At 71.3% G+C, this 14,807-nt stretch carries 19 protein-coding genes; 14 read left to right on the forward strand and 5 right to left on the reverse strand.

Annotation, left to right across the window (positions count from 1 at the left end; genetic code table 11):
- Positions 1–194 precede the first annotated feature (194 nt).
- On the forward strand, positions 195–827 hold the full coding sequence (locus OHN74_RS29310; RefSeq protein ID WP_327700325.1) for a TetR/AcrR family transcriptional regulator: 633 nt from the start codon (positions 195–197) through the stop codon (positions 825–827).
- An 18-nt stretch (positions 828–845) separates the two neighbouring features.
- Here the strand turns inward: OHN74_RS29310 and OHN74_RS29315 are convergent, their stop codons facing one another.
- The 4 genes from OHN74_RS29315 to OHN74_RS29330 form a co-directional block, all read right to left on the reverse strand.
- Complete coding sequence (locus tag OHN74_RS29315) at positions 846–1,169, reverse strand: DMT family transporter (protein ID WP_327697577.1); 324 nt, start codon at positions 1,167–1,169, stop codon at positions 846–848.
- A gap of 112 nt (positions 1,170–1,281) precedes the next feature.
- On the reverse strand, positions 1,282–2,292 hold the full coding sequence (gene rsgA, locus OHN74_RS29320; protein WP_319092081.1) for a ribosome small subunit-dependent GTPase A: 1,011 nt from the start codon (positions 2,290–2,292) through the stop codon (positions 1,282–1,284).
- 16 nt (positions 2,293–2,308) lie between these two features.
- Positions 2,309–3,649, reverse strand: a complete 1,341-nt coding sequence (gene aroA, locus OHN74_RS29325) for a 3-phosphoshikimate 1-carboxyvinyltransferase (protein WP_327697578.1) — start codon at positions 3,647–3,649, stop codon at positions 2,309–2,311.
- A 122-nt stretch (positions 3,650–3,771) separates the two neighbouring features.
- A complete protein-coding gene (locus OHN74_RS29330; protein WP_327697579.1) occupies positions 3,772–4,494 on the reverse strand; it encodes a M50 family metallopeptidase in 723 nt (240 codons plus the stop codon).
- A gap of 50 nt (positions 4,495–4,544) precedes the next feature.
- Between OHN74_RS29330 and OHN74_RS29335 the strand changes: the two genes are divergently transcribed.
- From OHN74_RS29335 to rsrA, 4 genes are all read left to right on the forward strand, one after another.
- Positions 4,545–5,360: an SOS response-associated peptidase gene (locus OHN74_RS29335; RefSeq protein ID WP_327697580.1), complete on the forward strand. Its 816-nt coding sequence runs from the start codon at positions 4,545–4,547 to the stop codon at positions 5,358–5,360.
- A 1-nt stretch (position 5,361) separates the two neighbouring features.
- Entirely contained in the window at positions 5,362–6,006 is a 645-nt protein-coding gene (locus OHN74_RS29340; protein WP_327697581.1) for an alpha/beta hydrolase family protein, read from the forward strand.
- A gap of 255 nt (positions 6,007–6,261) precedes the next feature.
- The gene (sigR, locus tag OHN74_RS29345; RefSeq protein ID WP_055524911.1) at positions 6,262–6,942 is read left to right on the forward strand and encodes an RNA polymerase sigma factor SigR; all 681 of its coding nucleotides are present in this window, start codon (positions 6,262–6,264) and stop codon (positions 6,940–6,942) included.
- Complete coding sequence (rsrA, locus tag OHN74_RS29350) at positions 6,939–7,232, forward strand: mycothiol system anti-sigma-R factor (RefSeq protein ID WP_327697582.1); 294 nt, start codon at positions 6,939–6,941, stop codon at positions 7,230–7,232. Before sigR ends, rsrA begins: the two co-directional genes overlap by 4 nt.
- Before the next feature lie 81 nt (positions 7,233–7,313).
- On the opposite strand, the gene OHN74_RS29355 is transcribed toward rsrA, so the two are convergent.
- Positions 7,314–7,679 carry a hypothetical protein gene (locus OHN74_RS29355; RefSeq protein WP_164322534.1) on the reverse strand — a complete coding sequence of 122 codons (366 nt, stop codon included), beginning with the start codon at positions 7,677–7,679 and terminating at the stop codon, positions 7,314–7,316.
- 163 nt (positions 7,680–7,842) lie between these two features.
- Between OHN74_RS29355 and OHN74_RS29360 the strand changes: the two genes are divergently transcribed.
- The 9 genes from OHN74_RS29360 to def all read left to right on the forward strand — a co-directional run bounded on the left by OHN74_RS29360 (position 7,843) and on the right by def (position 14,710).
- Complete coding sequence (locus OHN74_RS29360) at positions 7,843–8,208, forward strand: hypothetical protein (RefSeq protein WP_327697583.1); 366 nt, start codon at positions 7,843–7,845, stop codon at positions 8,206–8,208.
- A gap of 61 nt (positions 8,209–8,269) precedes the next feature.
- Positions 8,270–9,085 carry a hypothetical protein gene (locus OHN74_RS29365; protein ID WP_327697584.1) on the forward strand — a complete coding sequence of 272 codons (816 nt, stop codon included), beginning with the start codon at positions 8,270–8,272 and terminating at the stop codon, positions 9,083–9,085.
- Between the two features lie 18 nt (positions 9,086–9,103).
- Positions 9,104–9,235 carry a hypothetical protein gene (locus OHN74_RS29370; RefSeq protein WP_327697585.1) on the forward strand — a complete coding sequence of 44 codons (132 nt, stop codon included), beginning with the start codon at positions 9,104–9,106 and terminating at the stop codon, positions 9,233–9,235.
- Entirely contained in the window at positions 9,232–9,396 is a 165-nt protein-coding gene (locus OHN74_RS29375) for a hypothetical protein (protein ID WP_327697586.1), read from the forward strand. The genes OHN74_RS29370 and OHN74_RS29375 overlap by 4 nt, the downstream gene beginning before the upstream one ends.
- Before the next feature lie 18 nt (positions 9,397–9,414).
- Complete coding sequence (locus tag OHN74_RS29380; protein WP_327697587.1) at positions 9,415–9,849, forward strand: roadblock/LC7 domain-containing protein; 435 nt, start codon at positions 9,415–9,417, stop codon at positions 9,847–9,849.
- 199 nt (positions 9,850–10,048) lie between these two features.
- Positions 10,049–11,560 carry an HD-GYP domain-containing protein gene (locus OHN74_RS29385; RefSeq protein ID WP_327697588.1) on the forward strand — a complete coding sequence of 504 codons (1,512 nt, stop codon included), beginning with the start codon at positions 10,049–10,051 and terminating at the stop codon, positions 11,558–11,560.
- On the forward strand, positions 11,557–12,783 hold the full coding sequence (locus OHN74_RS29390; protein WP_327697589.1) for an HD-GYP domain-containing protein: 1,227 nt from the start codon (positions 11,557–11,559) through the stop codon (positions 12,781–12,783). The genes OHN74_RS29385 and OHN74_RS29390 overlap by 4 nt, the downstream gene beginning before the upstream one ends.
- 157 nt (positions 12,784–12,940) lie before the next feature.
- A complete protein-coding gene (locus OHN74_RS29395) occupies positions 12,941–13,921 on the forward strand; it encodes a tetratricopeptide repeat protein (RefSeq protein ID WP_327697590.1) in 981 nt (326 codons plus the stop codon).
- Between the two features lie 138 nt (positions 13,922–14,059).
- The gene (gene def / locus OHN74_RS29400) at positions 14,060–14,710 is read left to right on the forward strand and encodes a peptide deformylase (RefSeq protein ID WP_189146994.1); all 651 of its coding nucleotides are present in this window, start codon (positions 14,060–14,062) and stop codon (positions 14,708–14,710) included.
- Positions 14,711–14,807: the final 97 nt, after the last annotated feature.

Below are 14,807 nucleotides of genomic sequence, written 5' to 3' on the forward strand. Positions count from 1 at the left end.
TTCACGGCTGCCGCCGGGCTACAGGGGGAGGCGGCCGGGAAGATCCGCAGTCGGCCGGCGCTGCCGATGCCGTCGGCTCTGCCCGGGGGTGCGAATGTCGATACACGCCCCCCGGCGCTGTCGCGAACCCTTGACAGTGACTCCGTGCGCGTCAAACCTGGGGCCCAGAGCCGCTCGCCCCTGGGAGGCGAATGATGCCTGGAGCGCGGGATTCCCTGCTGGATGCCGCTTACACGGCGCTCGCGCGTCGTCCGTGGTCCGCGGTGCGCATGGTCGACGTCGCGGCGGCGGCCGGAGTGTCCCGGCAGACGCTGTACAACGAGTTCGGCAGCAAGGAGGGGCTCGCCCGGGCGCTGGTCCGCAGAGAGGCCGACGCCTACCTCGCGGGCGTCGAGCGCGCTCTGACCGGGCCCGCCGACCTCGGTGCCGGTGCGCGGGAGCGGCTCACCGCGGCTGCCGAGTGGACCGCGTCGGCAGCCCGCGACAACGTCCTCGTACGGGCCCTGCTGACCGGCTCCTGGAGCGAACGGCTGCCCTCGCCGACGCTGTCCGCCGTGCCGTCCTCCGCCGTGGTGCCCGCGCAGCGACGGGCCGACGGGCCGCTGCCCTCGCCCGGCGACTTCGTGGCGCTCGTCCGGGACCGCGCCGTGATCGTGCTGTCCGGCGCCGGGGCCGCCAAGTCGGACGTGGCCGAGATGTCCCGTACCTGCGAACTGGCCGTCCGGCTCGCCCTGTCCTGTGTCGCCGCGCCCCCGGGGGAGGGCGGCGTCGCCGGCCTCGTACGGAGCGTGTGGCAGGGGTCGGAAGGTGCTGCCGTGTGGAACTGAGGGCGCGGGCCGCGCTGCCTAGTGCGACGAGCCCGAGAGCTGGAGACCGATCACACCGATGATCACCAGGCTGATCGAGACGATCTTCAGGACGGACACCAGGTCGTCCAGGAAGACCATTCCGTAGATCGCGGTGCCCGCCGCGCCGATGCCGGTCCACACCGCGTACGCCGGGCCCACGTCGAGCTTCTTCAGGGAGAGGGTCAGCAGGCCGAAGCTGCCGAGGGCGAAGATGCAGAAGGCGACCGTCGGCCAGAGGCGCGTGAAGCCGTGGGACAGCTTCAGGCAGACCGCGAAGCCGACTTCCAGGAGCCCCGCCACAACGACCAGCAGCCACGCCATGTCTTGTCCCTCCCGTGTGCCAACGACTGCTTCGACTGCTTCGTCCCGCTCGGATCCGGCTCGGTGCGATTATGCACTTACCGGCTGTCGACCCGGCCAAACAACGCGGAGGTCAGTCGCCTTCCGTCCGCTCTCGCGTCGACAGCAGCCGGCGCAGGGAGTAGAGCCGCGCCGGATCGGCGTGCCCCTTCTCCACCCACTCGTCCAGCGCGCAGTCGGGCTCGTCGTGACTGCACGCGCGCGGGCAGCCCTCCGTACCCGGTTCCAGGTCGGGGAAGGCGTGGATCACGAGGGACGGGTCGACATGGTGCAGCCCGAACGAACGTACGCCCGGGGTGTCGACCACCCAGCCCGCGTCGCCCGAGAGAGGGAGGGCCAGGGCGGAGGTGGTGGTGTGGCGGCCCCGGCCCGTCACCGCGTTGACGATTCCCGTCGAGCGCCGCCGGTCGTTCGACACCAGGGCGTTGACCAGGGTCGTCTTGCCGACCCCCGAATGACCGACGAACGCCGTGATCTTGCCGTCCAGTTGCTCGCGTACGCGGGCCACGGCGGCCCCGCTCTCCAGCTCCTGGCGGCTCGTGACGACGTACGGGATGTCCAGGGCGCCGTACAGCTCCAGGAGCTTGTCGGGCGGGGCCAGGTCCGACTTGGTCAGGACCAGGAGCGGGGTCAGGCCGCCGGCGTACGCGGCCACCAGACAGCGGTCGATGAGGCGAGGGCGGGGTTCGGGGTCCGCCAGGGCCGTCACGATGGCGAGTTGGTCGGCGTTGGCGACGACCACCCGCTCGTAGGGGTCGTCGTCGTCCGCCGTGCGGCGCAGGAGCGAGGTGCGCGCTCCGATGCGGACGATGCGGGCCAGGGTGTCCTTCTTGCCGGAGAGGTCGCCGATGACGGACACGTGGTCGCCGACCACCGCGGCCTTGCGGCCCAGTTCGCGGGCCTTCATCGCCATGACGATCCGGTCGTCGACCAGGACGGTCAGCCGGCCCCGGTCGACGGTGAGGACCATGCCGTCGGCCGCGTCCTCGTGCTTCGGGCGGATGTTCGTACGGGGTCGGTTGCCCTTGGGGTTCGGGCGGGAGCGGATGTCGTCCTCGTCGGTGTTCTTGCCGTAGCGGCGCATGATTCCGGTCCGCCCGTCAGTTCCCGAGCATTCCGGCCCACAGATCGGGGAAGTCCGGGAGGGTCTTCGCCGTCGTCGCCACGTTCTCGATCCGTACGCCCTCCACCGCCAGACCGATGATCGCGCCGGCCGTCGCCATGCGGTGGTCCTCGTACGTGTGGAAGGTTCCGCCGTGCAGGGGGCGCGGGCGGATCTGCAGGCCGTCGGCCGTCTCGGTCACATCGCCGCCGAGTTCGTTGATCTCCTTCGTCAGGGCCGCCAGGCGGTCCGTCTCGTGGAGGCGCAGATGGGCCACCCCGGTGAGGGTGGAGGGGGAGTCCGCGAGGGCCGCCACCGCCGCGATGCCCGGGGTCAGCTCGCCGACCTCGCTCAGGTCCACGTCGATGCCGTGGATCGCGCCGGATCCGGTGAACTCCAGTCCGTACTCGGTGAGTTCGCAGGAGCCGCCCATCTCCGTGAAGATCTCGCGGAGCCGATCGCCGGGCTGGGTGGTGCGGGCCGGCCAGTCGGGGATCGTCACCTTGCCGCCGGTCACCAGGGCCGCCGCCAGGAAGGGCTGGGCGTTGGAGAGGTCCGGCTCGATCGTCAGGTCCCGGCCGAGCAGTGCGCCAGGGGTGACCCGCCAGACGTTCGGTTCGCCGCCCGACTCGGGGGTGTCGACCTGGGCGCCGACCGCGCGCAGCATGTCGACCGTCATCCGGATGTGGGGGAGCGAGGGCAGGGTCGCGCCGGTGTGGCGGACCTCCACGCCCTGGTTGAAGCGGGGGGCGGAGAGGAGCAGGGCGCTCACGAACTGCGAGGACGAGGACGCGTCGATCGACACCGGGCCGCCGTCCAGGGCGCCGCTGCCGTGAACCGTCAGCGGGAGTGCGCCACGGCCGTCGTCGTCGATACGGGCGCCGAGGGACCGCAGGCCGTCGATCACGCCGTGCAGCGGACGCTCGTACGAACGCGGGTCGCCGTCGAAGCGGATCGGGCCGTCGGCGAGGGCGGCGACCGGGGGCAGGAAGCGCATCACGGTGCCGGCGTTGCCGACGTCGACCGTGGCGGGGCCGTGCAGGCCGGAGGGGATCACGCGCCAGGCCTCGCCGGAGCCGTCGGGGGCCCCCGCGACGGAGGAGTTCGAGGACACGGTCTCCTCGATGCCGACGCCCATCGTCCGCAGGGCGCCTGCCATCAGGAGGGTGTCGCGGGAGCGGAGCGGGCGGCGCAGCCAGCCGGGCTCCGAGGCGAGGGCGGCGAGGATGAGGGCGCGGTTGGTGACGGACTTGGACCCGGGCACGTGGACCGTCGCGTCGACGGCTCCGCGTGCGGTGGGGGCGGGCCAGAGGGCGGGGTCTTCGGGGTTTGGGGCCATGGCTTTACTTTAGTGGGCGGTCGTTCTTCGGGTGCTGCGCCGTTGTGGCTGGTCGAGCCCGGCGGCGGAGCCGCCAATAGTTACAGCCCCGCGCCCCTGGACGGCGCCCCTTCGGGGCGCGTCTAGACCTCCAGCAGCCACCTGCCCCCGCCGATCAGCGAGCACAGGCTCACCGCGTGGAACAGGAAGAGCCACAGGCCCGCCGGTACATGCGTCAGTCGGGACAGCTGGTCCGCGTCCGAGTCGCCGGCTCCACCCCTCCTGCGCTTGGCCTGGAGTTCGAAGGCCGGGCGGACTCCGCCCAGGAGCAGGAACCACACCACCGCGTAGGCGAACGCCGCCTGGATCTGGGGGCCGGCGAGCCAGGACACCACCACGAAGGTGCCGCCGGAGACGAACACGGTGAGGGCGCCGTACGCGTTGCGGATCATCACCAGCATCGCCAGCAGCAGTGCCGTGGCCAGCCACAGGAGGGCCGTGATGTGGCCGGCGGCGAGGAGGGCGGCGCCGCCGAGGCCGAGCAGCGGGGGAGCGGTGTAGCCGAAGGCGGCCGTGAGGATCATGCCGATGCCGTGCGGCTTGCCCCGGCTGACGGTGAGGCCGCTGGTGTCGGAGTGCAGACGGATGCCGGTGAGGGTACGGCCGGTCAGCAGCGCGACCAGACCGTGGCCGCCCTCGTGCGCGATGGTGATCGCGTTGCGGGAGAGGCGCCACAGCGGGTGCGGGACGATCACGGCGAGCGCGGCCACCATGGTCGCGATCACCACCCACAGGTCGGGGTCGGGCTGGCTGCCGAATATCTCGTCCCAGAGGCCGGCCAGCGAGGTGGATGCGGTGCTGTCCATTGTCTGCGGAGGCTCCCTAGCGTCGCTTCGAATCTGGCAGTGTGGCACGTATGTGCGGTAGGTATGCAGCGAGTCGTGCGCCCGAGGATCTCGCAGGAATCTTTGAGGTCGACAAGTGGGAGCCCGAGGAGACACTCGCCCCTGACTACAACGTGGCCCCGACCAAAGAGGTCTACGCGGTCCTCGACCGTCCTCTCAAGGACGCCGAGGATCCGCATCCGGTTCGGCAGCTGCGGAAGCTGAAATGGGGGCTCGTCCCCTCCTGGGCCAAGACGCCCGAGGGCAGCGCGCGGATGATCAACGCGCGCGCGGAGACGGTCCACGAGAAGCCCTCGTTCCGTCGCGCCTTCACCACCCGGCGCTGCATCCTGCCGGCCGACGGCTACTACGAGTGGGTCACCGCGGCCGGCGAGCGGGAGCTGGAGGTCGAGGGCAGGAAGAAGCGGCCGCGAAAGCAGCCGTACTTCGTGACGCCCGCCGACGGGTCGGTGTTCGCGATGGCGGGCCTGTACGAGTTCTGGCGGGACCGGACCCTGCCCGACGACCACGAGCTGGCCTGGTGGGTGACCTGCTCCGTCATCACCACCGAGGCCGAGACCACCCCGCTGGCGGCAGCCCCCGCCGAGGGCCCGCGCGCCCTGGCCGACATCCACCCCCGGATGCCCCTGATGCTCACCCCGGACCACTGGGACGCCTGGCTCGACCCGGCCCGCACCGACGTGGACGACCTGCGCGAACTGCTCGCGCCGCCGCCCACCGGGCTGATGCGCGCCTACCCCGTTTCCACGGCCGTGAGCAACGTCCGCAACAACGGACCGGAGCTGCTGACCGAGCTGGAGGGGCCGGAGGAGGGCACACTCTTCTGACGTGAGCCCTTCTGACACACGTACCGAGACCGTCGAGACCGACACGGGCACCGCCCGCATCACCTGGCGTCCGGCCGCGAAGGCCCGGTTCGTCCTCGCCCTCGGCCATGGCGCCGGTGGGGGCATCGAGGCGCGGGACCTCCAGGCGCTCGCCGGTGAGCTGCCCGCGCACGGTGTCACCGTGGCGCTCGTCGAGCAGCCCTGGCGGGTGGCCGGGAAGAAGGTGGCGCCCGCGCCGAAGACGCTGGACGCGGGGTGGCGGGGAATCTGGCCCGCGCTCGCGAAGCCCGGGCTGCCGGTGATCGCGGGCGGGCGCAGCGCCGGGGCCCGCGTGGCCTGTCGTACGGCCGGGGAACTGGGCGCCGTGGCCGTGCTCGCGCTCTCCTTCCCGCTGCACCCTCCAGGGAGCCCCGAGAAGTCGCGGGCCGCCGAACTGCTCGGGGCCGGGGTGCCCACCCTGGTCGTCCAGGGCGGCAACGATCCGTTCGGGAAACCGGCCGAGTTCCCGCCGGGGCAGCACGAGCTGGTGGAGGTGCCGTACGGCGATCATGGTTTCGTCGTGCCGAAACGGGCACCCATCGGACAGGAGGAGGCGCTGGCGGTGATCACCGGGCGGGTCGTGGAGTGGACCGTGTCACTCGGGTGAGGGCCGGGAATGCCGGGCGGCGGACCGATGTTGTGCGGATCAGACACCACGAGCGTGTGGTGACCGTCCGTACGAGAGGAAGTCCGCCGCATGGGTTCGACCATCTGCCCGAATCGCCGCAGCAGCACTGACCTGGACTGGACGGTGCTGCACGCGACGAAGACCGCCCCTATTCGGGCGGCGGGCGGACACGATGTTCGTCTATCCTCCGATTCGAGTGGGATCGGTTTCGGTCCCACCACGGCACTGGAGGAGGTGGGTCCGGTCACTGGGACCGACGCAGGGACCGAACACGGTCAGGCGGAGCAGCCCGAGGGCCCGGGCAGGAGTGAGTCGACCGCCGAGCGCAGCGCGCGCTTCGAGCGGGACGCGCTCGAATTCCTCGACCAGATGTACTCCGCCGCGCTGCGCATGACACGCAACCCGGCCGATGCCGAGGACCTGGTGCAGGAGACGTACGCGAAGGCGTACGCGTCCTTCCACCAGTTCCGTGAGGGCACCAACCTCAAGGCGTGGCTGTACCGGATTCTCACGAACACGTTCATCAACTCGTACCGCAAGAAGCAGCGCGAACCCCAGCGCAGTGCTGCCGAGGAGATCGAGGACTGGCAGCTCGCGCGTGCCGAGTCGCACATGTCGACCGGTCTGCGCTCCGCGGAGTCGCAGGCGCTCGATCACCTGCCCGACTCGGACGTCAAGGAAGCGCTGCAGGCGATCCCGGAGGAATTCCGGATCGCGGTGTATCTCGCGGACGTAGAGGGCTTTGCGTACAAGGAGATCGCGGACATCATGGGGACACCCATCGGCACGGTGATGTCCCGGCTGCACCGCGGCCGTCGTCAGCTGCGCGGCATGCTGGAGGACTACGCCCGTGACCGTGGCCTGGTCCCGGCCGGTGCCGGAGAGTCGAACGAAGCGAAAGGCTCGGGCTCATGAGCTGCGGAGAGCCGCACGAGACGGACTGCAGTGAAGTACTCGATCATCTCTACGAGTTTCTCGACAGAGAGATGCCGGACTCGGACTGCACCAAGTTCGAGGTCCACTTCGAGGAGTGCTCTCCGTGCCTGGAGAAGTACGGGCTCGAACAGGCGGTCAAGAAGCTCGTCAAGCGCTGCTGCGGTCAGGACGACGTGCCGACCGACCTGCGCGCGAAGGTCATGGGGCGGCTCGACATGATCCGCTCCGGGCAGGCCGTGCCCGACCACGATGTGGCTGCCGAGAGCTGACATCGCCGTACGTCGTCGGCCCCGCGAAAGCGGGGCCGATCGTCGTTTCTTCCTTTGATCTTTTCTTCCGGGCCCGGAACCTCAGACGTCCAGGCCGTTCTCGATCCTCTTCAGGCTGTGCCGGGCCAGCGCCAGGTTGCTGCGCGACCGGTCGAGCGCGATGTACAGGAAGAGCGCGCCCTTGCTGCTGGCCAGGGGGCGGATCAGGTGGTACTGCTTGCCCAGCGTGATGAGGATGTCCTCGATGCTGTCGTTCATGTCCAGCGAGGCCAGCGTGCGCATCTTGGCCCGCACGACCTCGGTGTTGCCCGCCGCCGCGAGTTCCAGGTCCAGGCCCGGGCCGCCGCCGAGGGTGCCGAGCGACATGCCGCTGTCGTAGTCGACGAGGGCCACTCCGAGCGCCCCGTCCACGGTCATGGCTTCCTTGAGCGCTGTCTCGATGTTCATTCTGCTGCCCCAATTCCTCAGTGACGCTGACCGGTCGCTGTCCGTGCAACTACGATCGAACTCAGGCGACTTGCGGGTCACAAAACATCAACTTTGTTGTGCGTTACGAAAGTTGTCGCTCAAAGTACTGCGCAGTGGTCGTACGCGAAGGGGGAATGGCGAAATGTCGACGGCAGTTGAGACTTCGCTGGCCAGGTTCCTCGACTCCCCCGGCGTCACCGGTGTCGCCCTCGTCGACGCCGTCACCGGCCTCACCTACGGAGTGGCGGGCGACACCGCCGAGGCCGGGGACGGTTCGGAGAGCTCCGAGTTCGCCGCGCTCGTCGCCGAACGGCTGGGCCGGGCGGGCGCCGAGGGCGAGCTGGAGAGCGTCGTCACGACCAGCCTGCGACGCCACCAGGTCCTGGTCACGGTGGGCCGCCCGGCCGGCGACCCGCTGCTGCTGACGGCCGGACTCGACCGGGAGCGGGCCAACCTCGCACTCGCCGCGCGGAGCATGGGCGACCTGGCCGGCGAGGTGCTGGCATGACGGGCCCGACCGGCAGAGCCTGCCCCACCCGTACGACCGGTACGAGAGCGCGGGTGAGTGCATGAGGGCATCCGCCGCGCGCAATCTGCCCGCACTGCTGCTGGGGCTGCGCGAAGAGGGGTTCAGCGGCACGGTACGGGTCGCGGGCACCCCGGGCGGCACGCTCCATCTGCGCGACGGTCTGGTGGGCGCGATCGAGACACCCGGTGCGCCGACCACCACCTCGACACTGCTGACCTCGGGCCGGATCGGCGACGAGGACTGGCTCGCCGCGTGCGCCGCACAGCGCGACGCGGACCTGCTCGGTGAACGCCTGGTCGCCGACGGACTGGTGGGCGCCGCCGAACTCGAAATCATCTGCACGGCCGCCGTGTTCGACGCGGCCTTCGCCATGTCGCTGGGCGCGCCGGGCAGTTGGGAGCTGAGCGACCCGGAGCCGACGCTTCTCGCCCGACCGGGCGTGGAGCCACGGCAGTTGACCGCCGAGACCACTCGACGCATCGCGCTGCTCATCCGCCTGTGGGGACCGCCGGGCGAACTGACCCGCGTGCGCCCCGTACCGGGCATGGGGGTTGTGGAGGGGCCGCTGTCCGGTCGGCACGAGGATGTTCTGAACCAGGTCAACGGGCGCCGTACGGCCCGGGACATCGCCTTCGCGCTGGGGCGCGGGCTGTACGCCGTGATGCTGGACCTGATCCGCATGCAGACGCTCGTGTTCCTCCGGTGGGAGACCCCGACCGTCCCCGGCGGTCGGTCCAGTACGGCGCCGCGGGTCACCCCTGGCCGTACGCCGGCCACCGGCTCGCCGCCGGTGCCGTCGAGAACCGAGCCGCTGCCGAGGCGCATGCCCCGCGGCGGAGAGAAAGGGGGGAAGTGAGTGCGGACGATGGAAGAGATGACCCAGGCACGGACCGAAGTGCTGACCGAGGCACCGACCGAAGCGCTGACGGAAACGACGAGGGACACGAAGACGGAAACGACGAGGGACGCGATGAGGGAAACGCGGACCGCGACGACCCGGGTGTGAGCGCACCCTCCCTGCCCGTGCGGAAGCCGCTTCCCGTACGGGGTGCCGCGAACCCTGCCCTGCTGGGCCCTTCGGCCGAAGAACTGGCCGCCGACCAACCCTCTGTCGAGACGCTGCGGCGGGTCCGCCATGCGTTGGGTGCTCTTCCTGAGCCCGACTGACCGCAAGGAGTACGTCCCATGGGTCCCCTGAGCCCTCCGAGTCCCCTCAGCGACAATTCCGAGTCTCCCCAGTCTTCCCGCTCCTCCCAGCTGACGGACATCCTGACCTCGTTGCGGGACCGGGTGATGGGAGTCTCCGAGAGCGTCCTGTCCACGGTGGACGGACTTCTCGTCGTGGCCGACGCGGACACCGTGCACCCCGAGTCGGTCGCGGCGCTCGCCGCCGCGACGCTCGGGGTGAGCCGCCGGATCGCCGAGCAGGCGAAGGTCGGAGCCCTGCGCGAGGTGGTCGCCCGGTGCGGCTCCGGGCATGTCATCGTGCTGGCCGTCGGCGAACGCGCGCTGCTGACCGTCATGGGTGACGACGGGCTGGACATCGCCGCGTTCCAGCGTGAATCCCCGGCCACGGTCGAGGAGTTGACCAAGGTCCTGGCGGCGGATGTGGCGTACTGAGCCGATATGGCGGCGGCTCACGGCGGCTCCGGAACCTCACCCTAACGGGCTAATCTGCGGCTCCTGAGGCCTGAGATTCGGTCGATGCCTCCGTACGGCCGCCGCCGGCCGCCCTATCCTCCATGTCCCGGAGCCTGAACAGGCTTGTGTCAACGTCAGCCCGGCCGGCCCCGGTCCGGGACACGGGGGAGGGAGCGCCATGCGCTCGATCACGCCGTGGGCGCGTGTCTACGTCATCGCCGTCGCCGTGGGGGCCGTCCTCTGCGCGGCGCCCGTCCGGTTCGCGCACGCTCCCTGGGGCGCCGTGGCGCTGTTCGCCGCGCTGTGCGCGGCCTGCGAGCAGCTCGCGGTCGGCCGGTTCGGCGGGGGCCGGGGGTACGAGGGCACCGGCGCCGCCGGTCCCGGGGGCGCGGGCGGCGGGCCGCCCCGCTGGCACACGCCCGTCCTGCTCGCCGGCGCCTTCCTGCTGCCACCCGCGGCTGCCGCCCTCGTGCCGCTGCCGGGTGCGCTGCTGGTGCGGGGCGGTGAGCGGACGCCCTGGCCGCGCCGGCTCTGGCGGGCCGGACAGCTCGGGATCGGCGCCTGGACGGCCTCACGGGTGCACTGGTCGCTCGGCGGACCGGACGCGGTCGACTCCTCCGGGTTCCCGTACGCGCTGGTCACCGCCGGGGTGGCCGTGGTCGCGTTCTGCCTGGTCCTGGCCCTGCTTGACGGAGGCATCCTGGCGCTCGCCGAGCGGGTGCCGGTGCGGCTGGCCTGGCGGGGGCTGTTCGTACGGTCACTGGTGCCGGTCGGGGTGCACGGGCTCGCCGGGCTGATGATGGCCGTCCTGTGGCGCGGCCCGTACGGGCCCGTGGCCGCGTTGCTCGTGCTGCTGCCGATGTGGGTGTCGTGGTGGGTGTTCGCGCAGTACCACCGGGAGCGGGCGGCGCACCAGGCGACGATCAGGGCGCTCGTGCAGGCCGTCGACATCAAGGACGGGTACACGCGCGGGCACAGCGAGCGCGTCGGACAGGCGTCGGTGATGATCGCGCGGGAACTGGGCATGGACGACGAGCGGGTGGAGGTACTGCGCTTCGCCGGGATCCTGCACGACGTGGGCAAGCTGGGCGTTCCCACCCGACTGCTGCGGAAGGACGGGCCGCTGACCCCGGAGGAGCGGCGGGTGATCGAGCTGCACCCGGAGTACGGGCACGAGATGGTCCGGGGGATCGGCTTCCTGGGGGAGGCCCGGTCGGCGATCCTGCACCATCACGAGCGGCTGGACGGGAGCGGGTACCCCTACGGGCTCGTCGGCAGCCAGATCCCGGAGTTCGCGCGCGTGGTCGCCGTCGCGGACGCGTTCGACGCGATGACGTCGACGCGGTCGTACAGTCGGGCCCGGCCGGTGCGGGTTGCTCTGGCGGAGTTGCAAAGGTGCGCGGGGACTCAGTTCGATCCGGTGATGGTGGGGGCGCTGGCGCGTGCGCTTGGCCGACGGGGTGGCTGGCATCCGGCGGTGACAGCGGACGGGGTCCGGTCCCGTCGTGATCACCCGGCCACTCCGCCCGACTCCGGTCGGACTCCAACGCACCCTGATCCCGATCCCGGCCCCACCCTCGGTCATGGCCCCGACCTCGACCCCGTTCCCCTCCCCCTTCCCGGCTCAGGCAGCCTTCCCCTTCCCCTTCCCCTTCCCATGCAGGTTCGTGGCGAAGGTGGGGTGACATGAGACGTCTCGTTCACGCCGTCGCCGCCCTCCTCACGCTCCTCTCCCTCGCCCACACCCTCTGGTCCGGCCTCGACGGGCGTGCCGTCGCGCTCGCCTTCGGGCTGCTGGTCACGGTCGGGGAGCTGACCCGGTGGAGCGGGCCCGAGTCGCGGGAGGCGGCGCCGCTCGCCGCCGCCGGGGCACTGTCCTACGCGCTGCTCGGGGAGGACGCGGGGCGGGCCACGCACCACGGTGCCCTCCAGGTCGTGGCCGTCGTCGTCGCGGCCACCCTCGTCGGCTGCGTCCCGCACGTCGCGCGCGGGCAGGGGCCGACCGCCGACCACCTCGCTCGCCGGGTGCTCACCGCCGGGTTCGCCGCCACCTGCTTCCAACCCCTGTACAACCAGGGCGTGTTCGAGGCCTGGGGCGGCCCCGCGTACGTCCTGCTGCTTGTCGCGCTGCTCGTGCTCACCGCGCTCTGCGACGCCGTACTCGCCGCCGCGCTCGCCCACTCGCGGACCGGCTGGCCCTTCGGTCCGCTGCTGCGGGACGAGCTGCGGGCCGTGCTGGGGATCGGGACCGCCGTGTGCGCCACCGGGGTGGTCATGGCGCTCGCCGTCGCCGTTGTCGGGCTCTGGGCGCTGCCCGTCTTCTCGCTGCCGCTGCTCCTCACGCAGGTCGCCTTCCGGCGGTACGCGGCCGTGCGGGCCACCTATCGGCAGACGATCGCCTCCCTGGCCCGCGCCACCGAGATCGCCGGGTACACCCCGGCCGGGCACGCCCGTCGCGTCGCGGTGCTCAGCCGGGCGGTGGGTCGGGAGCTGGGGCTGTCCGAGGCGGAACTGACCGTGCTGGAGTACGCGGCCCTCATGCACGACATCGGGCAGCTCAGCCTTGTCGACCCGGTACCGGCCGGGGCCACGGCCGTACTCCCCCTGGCGGAACAGCGCCGGATCGCGCTGCTCGGCGGGGCCGTCGTACGGCAGACGGGAGTGGCCGCGGCGGTCGCAGTGGTCGTGGAGCGGCAGGCCGATCCCTACCGGGAGCAGCCGGTCTCCGCGCGCATCGTGCGGGCCGTCAACGCGTACGAGGAGAAGGTGCGGGACGCCGGAGCGGGCGGTCCGCTGCGGGCTCTGGAGGAGCTGCGGCTCGGAACGGGACGGGACTATCAGCCCGAGGTGGTGGAGTCCCTCGCCCGGGTGCTCGCCAGGAACGGCGGAGTCGTCCGGGAGCGCATCGGTTGAAGATGGTGGTGGGAGAGGGGTGGACGGTCTTACGCTGCCCTCGGTTGGGTAACCCATGGGTAATGAGCGCCCCTCCAGCGGTCCGTGGTTGGATGCGAGGGAGAGGCTGTACGGGGGCAGAAGCCGGCCCACTCCACGGCACTGGCAGGCGGGAATCGTGAGGATCTTCGGCAAGGGGCGGCACCGGCCCTCCGCCTCATGGCGGCAGGCCACCGACCGGGCGTTCACGCTGATCGGCGACGGGCGGTACGAGGACGCGGGCGCGTTGCTTACACGTGCCGCCGATCTTGAACCCTGGCTGTCCGAGTCCTGGTTCAACCTCGCCCTGCTGCACAAGTTCCGGCACGACTGGGAGCAGGCGAGGGCCGCGGGACTCCGTGCCGTCGCGCTGCTCGACCGGGAGACCGGGGCCCCCGATTGGTGGAACGTGGGCATCGCGGCCACCGCCCTGCAGGACTGGCCGCTGGCCCGGCGGGCCTGGCAGGCGTACGGGCTGCGGGTGCCCGGGGGCGCCACCGCCGCCGGTGAGCCGGTCGGGATGGACCTGGGCAGCGCGGCCGTACGGCTGTCGCCCGAGGGTGAGGCCGAGGTTGTGTGGGGGCGGCGGCTGGACCCCGCCCGGATGGAGGTGCTGTCGATTCCGCTGCCGTCCTCCGGGCGGCGCTGGGGCGAGGTCGTGCTGCACGACGGCGTGCCGCACGGTGAGCGGACCACCGTGGCCGGGCACTCCTACCCCGTGTTCGACGAGATCGAGCTGTGGGCGCCCTCGCCGGTGCCCACCTGGGTGGTCCTCCTGGAGGCCGCCGCCGAGGAGGACCGGGACGCGCTGGAGCGGCTGGCGTCCGACGCGGGGTTCGCTGCCGAGGACTGGTCGTCGTCGGTGCGGTTGCTGTGCCGTATGTGCTCGGAGTCCCGGATGCCGTCCGACGAGGGGGACGGGGAGCATCTCGATCCGCACGATCACAGTGAGCCCGGTCATCCCGGGCCGCTGGGGCATCGTACGGACGGGCAGCTGTGGGCGCCCGAGCGGGAATGTGGCATTGCTGCGCCTGCCTCGCTTGTGCGGGGGTTGCTGGACGGGTGGGTTGCCGACAGTCCGGAGACTCGGGACTGGCGGGATCTGGAAGAGGTTTGCTAGGTACCTCGCCGACTGCGGGTCCGTCGTGGCTTGTCGCGCAGTTCCCCGCGCCCCTGACGGGCGCGCCCCTGCGGGGCGCTGCCCGTACCCTGTATCAGCAACTCTCCCCCCGTTTGTTTGAGGAAGGCATCGTCGGTCATGGCGCAGCAGGACACCGATCAGCAGCACGTGGGCGTGCTTCCCGTGGACGACGAGGGCTTCGTCATCGACACCGAGGACGGCGAGGAGCGCGAGGCCGCCTGGCGTGAGCGCGGGACCTCGCGGCCCATCACGGTCGTCGGCAACCCGGTGCTGCACAAGGAGTGCCAGGACGTGACCGAGTTCGGCGCGGAGCTGGACCAGCTGGTCGCGGACATGTTCGCCAGCCAGCGCACCGCCGAGGGCGTCGGCCTGGCCGCCAATCAGGTCGGCGTCGACCTGAAGGTCTTCATCTACGACTGCCCCGACGACGAGGGCGCCCGGCACACCGGTGTCATCTGCAACCCGAAGCTTGTCGAGCTGCCCGCCGACCGGCGCCGGCTCGACGACAGCAACGAGGGCTGCCTCTCGGTGCCCACCGCGTACGCGCCGCTCGCCCGGCCCGACTATGCCGAGGTGACCGGGCAGGACGAGAAGGGCAACCCGATCAAGGTGCGCGGCACCGGCTACTTCGCGCGCTGTCTGCAGCACGAGACCGATCACCTGTACGGGTACCTGTACATCGACCGGCTCTCCAAGCGCGAGCGCAAGGACGCCCTGCGGCAGATGGCTGAGAACGAGCCCCGGTACCCCGTGGTCGCGAACGACTGACAACTTCTGACAACCTCTGAGGCAGCGGTACACGCGAACGGCTCCTGGTCAGGATGATGTCCTGACCAGGAGCCGTTCGTGTGTCTGTCGTACGTTC

This window comes from Streptomyces sp. NBC_00459 (assembly GCF_036013955.1).
In the GTDB taxonomy this organism is placed as follows: domain Bacteria; phylum Actinomycetota; class Actinomycetes; order Streptomycetales; family Streptomycetaceae; genus Streptomyces.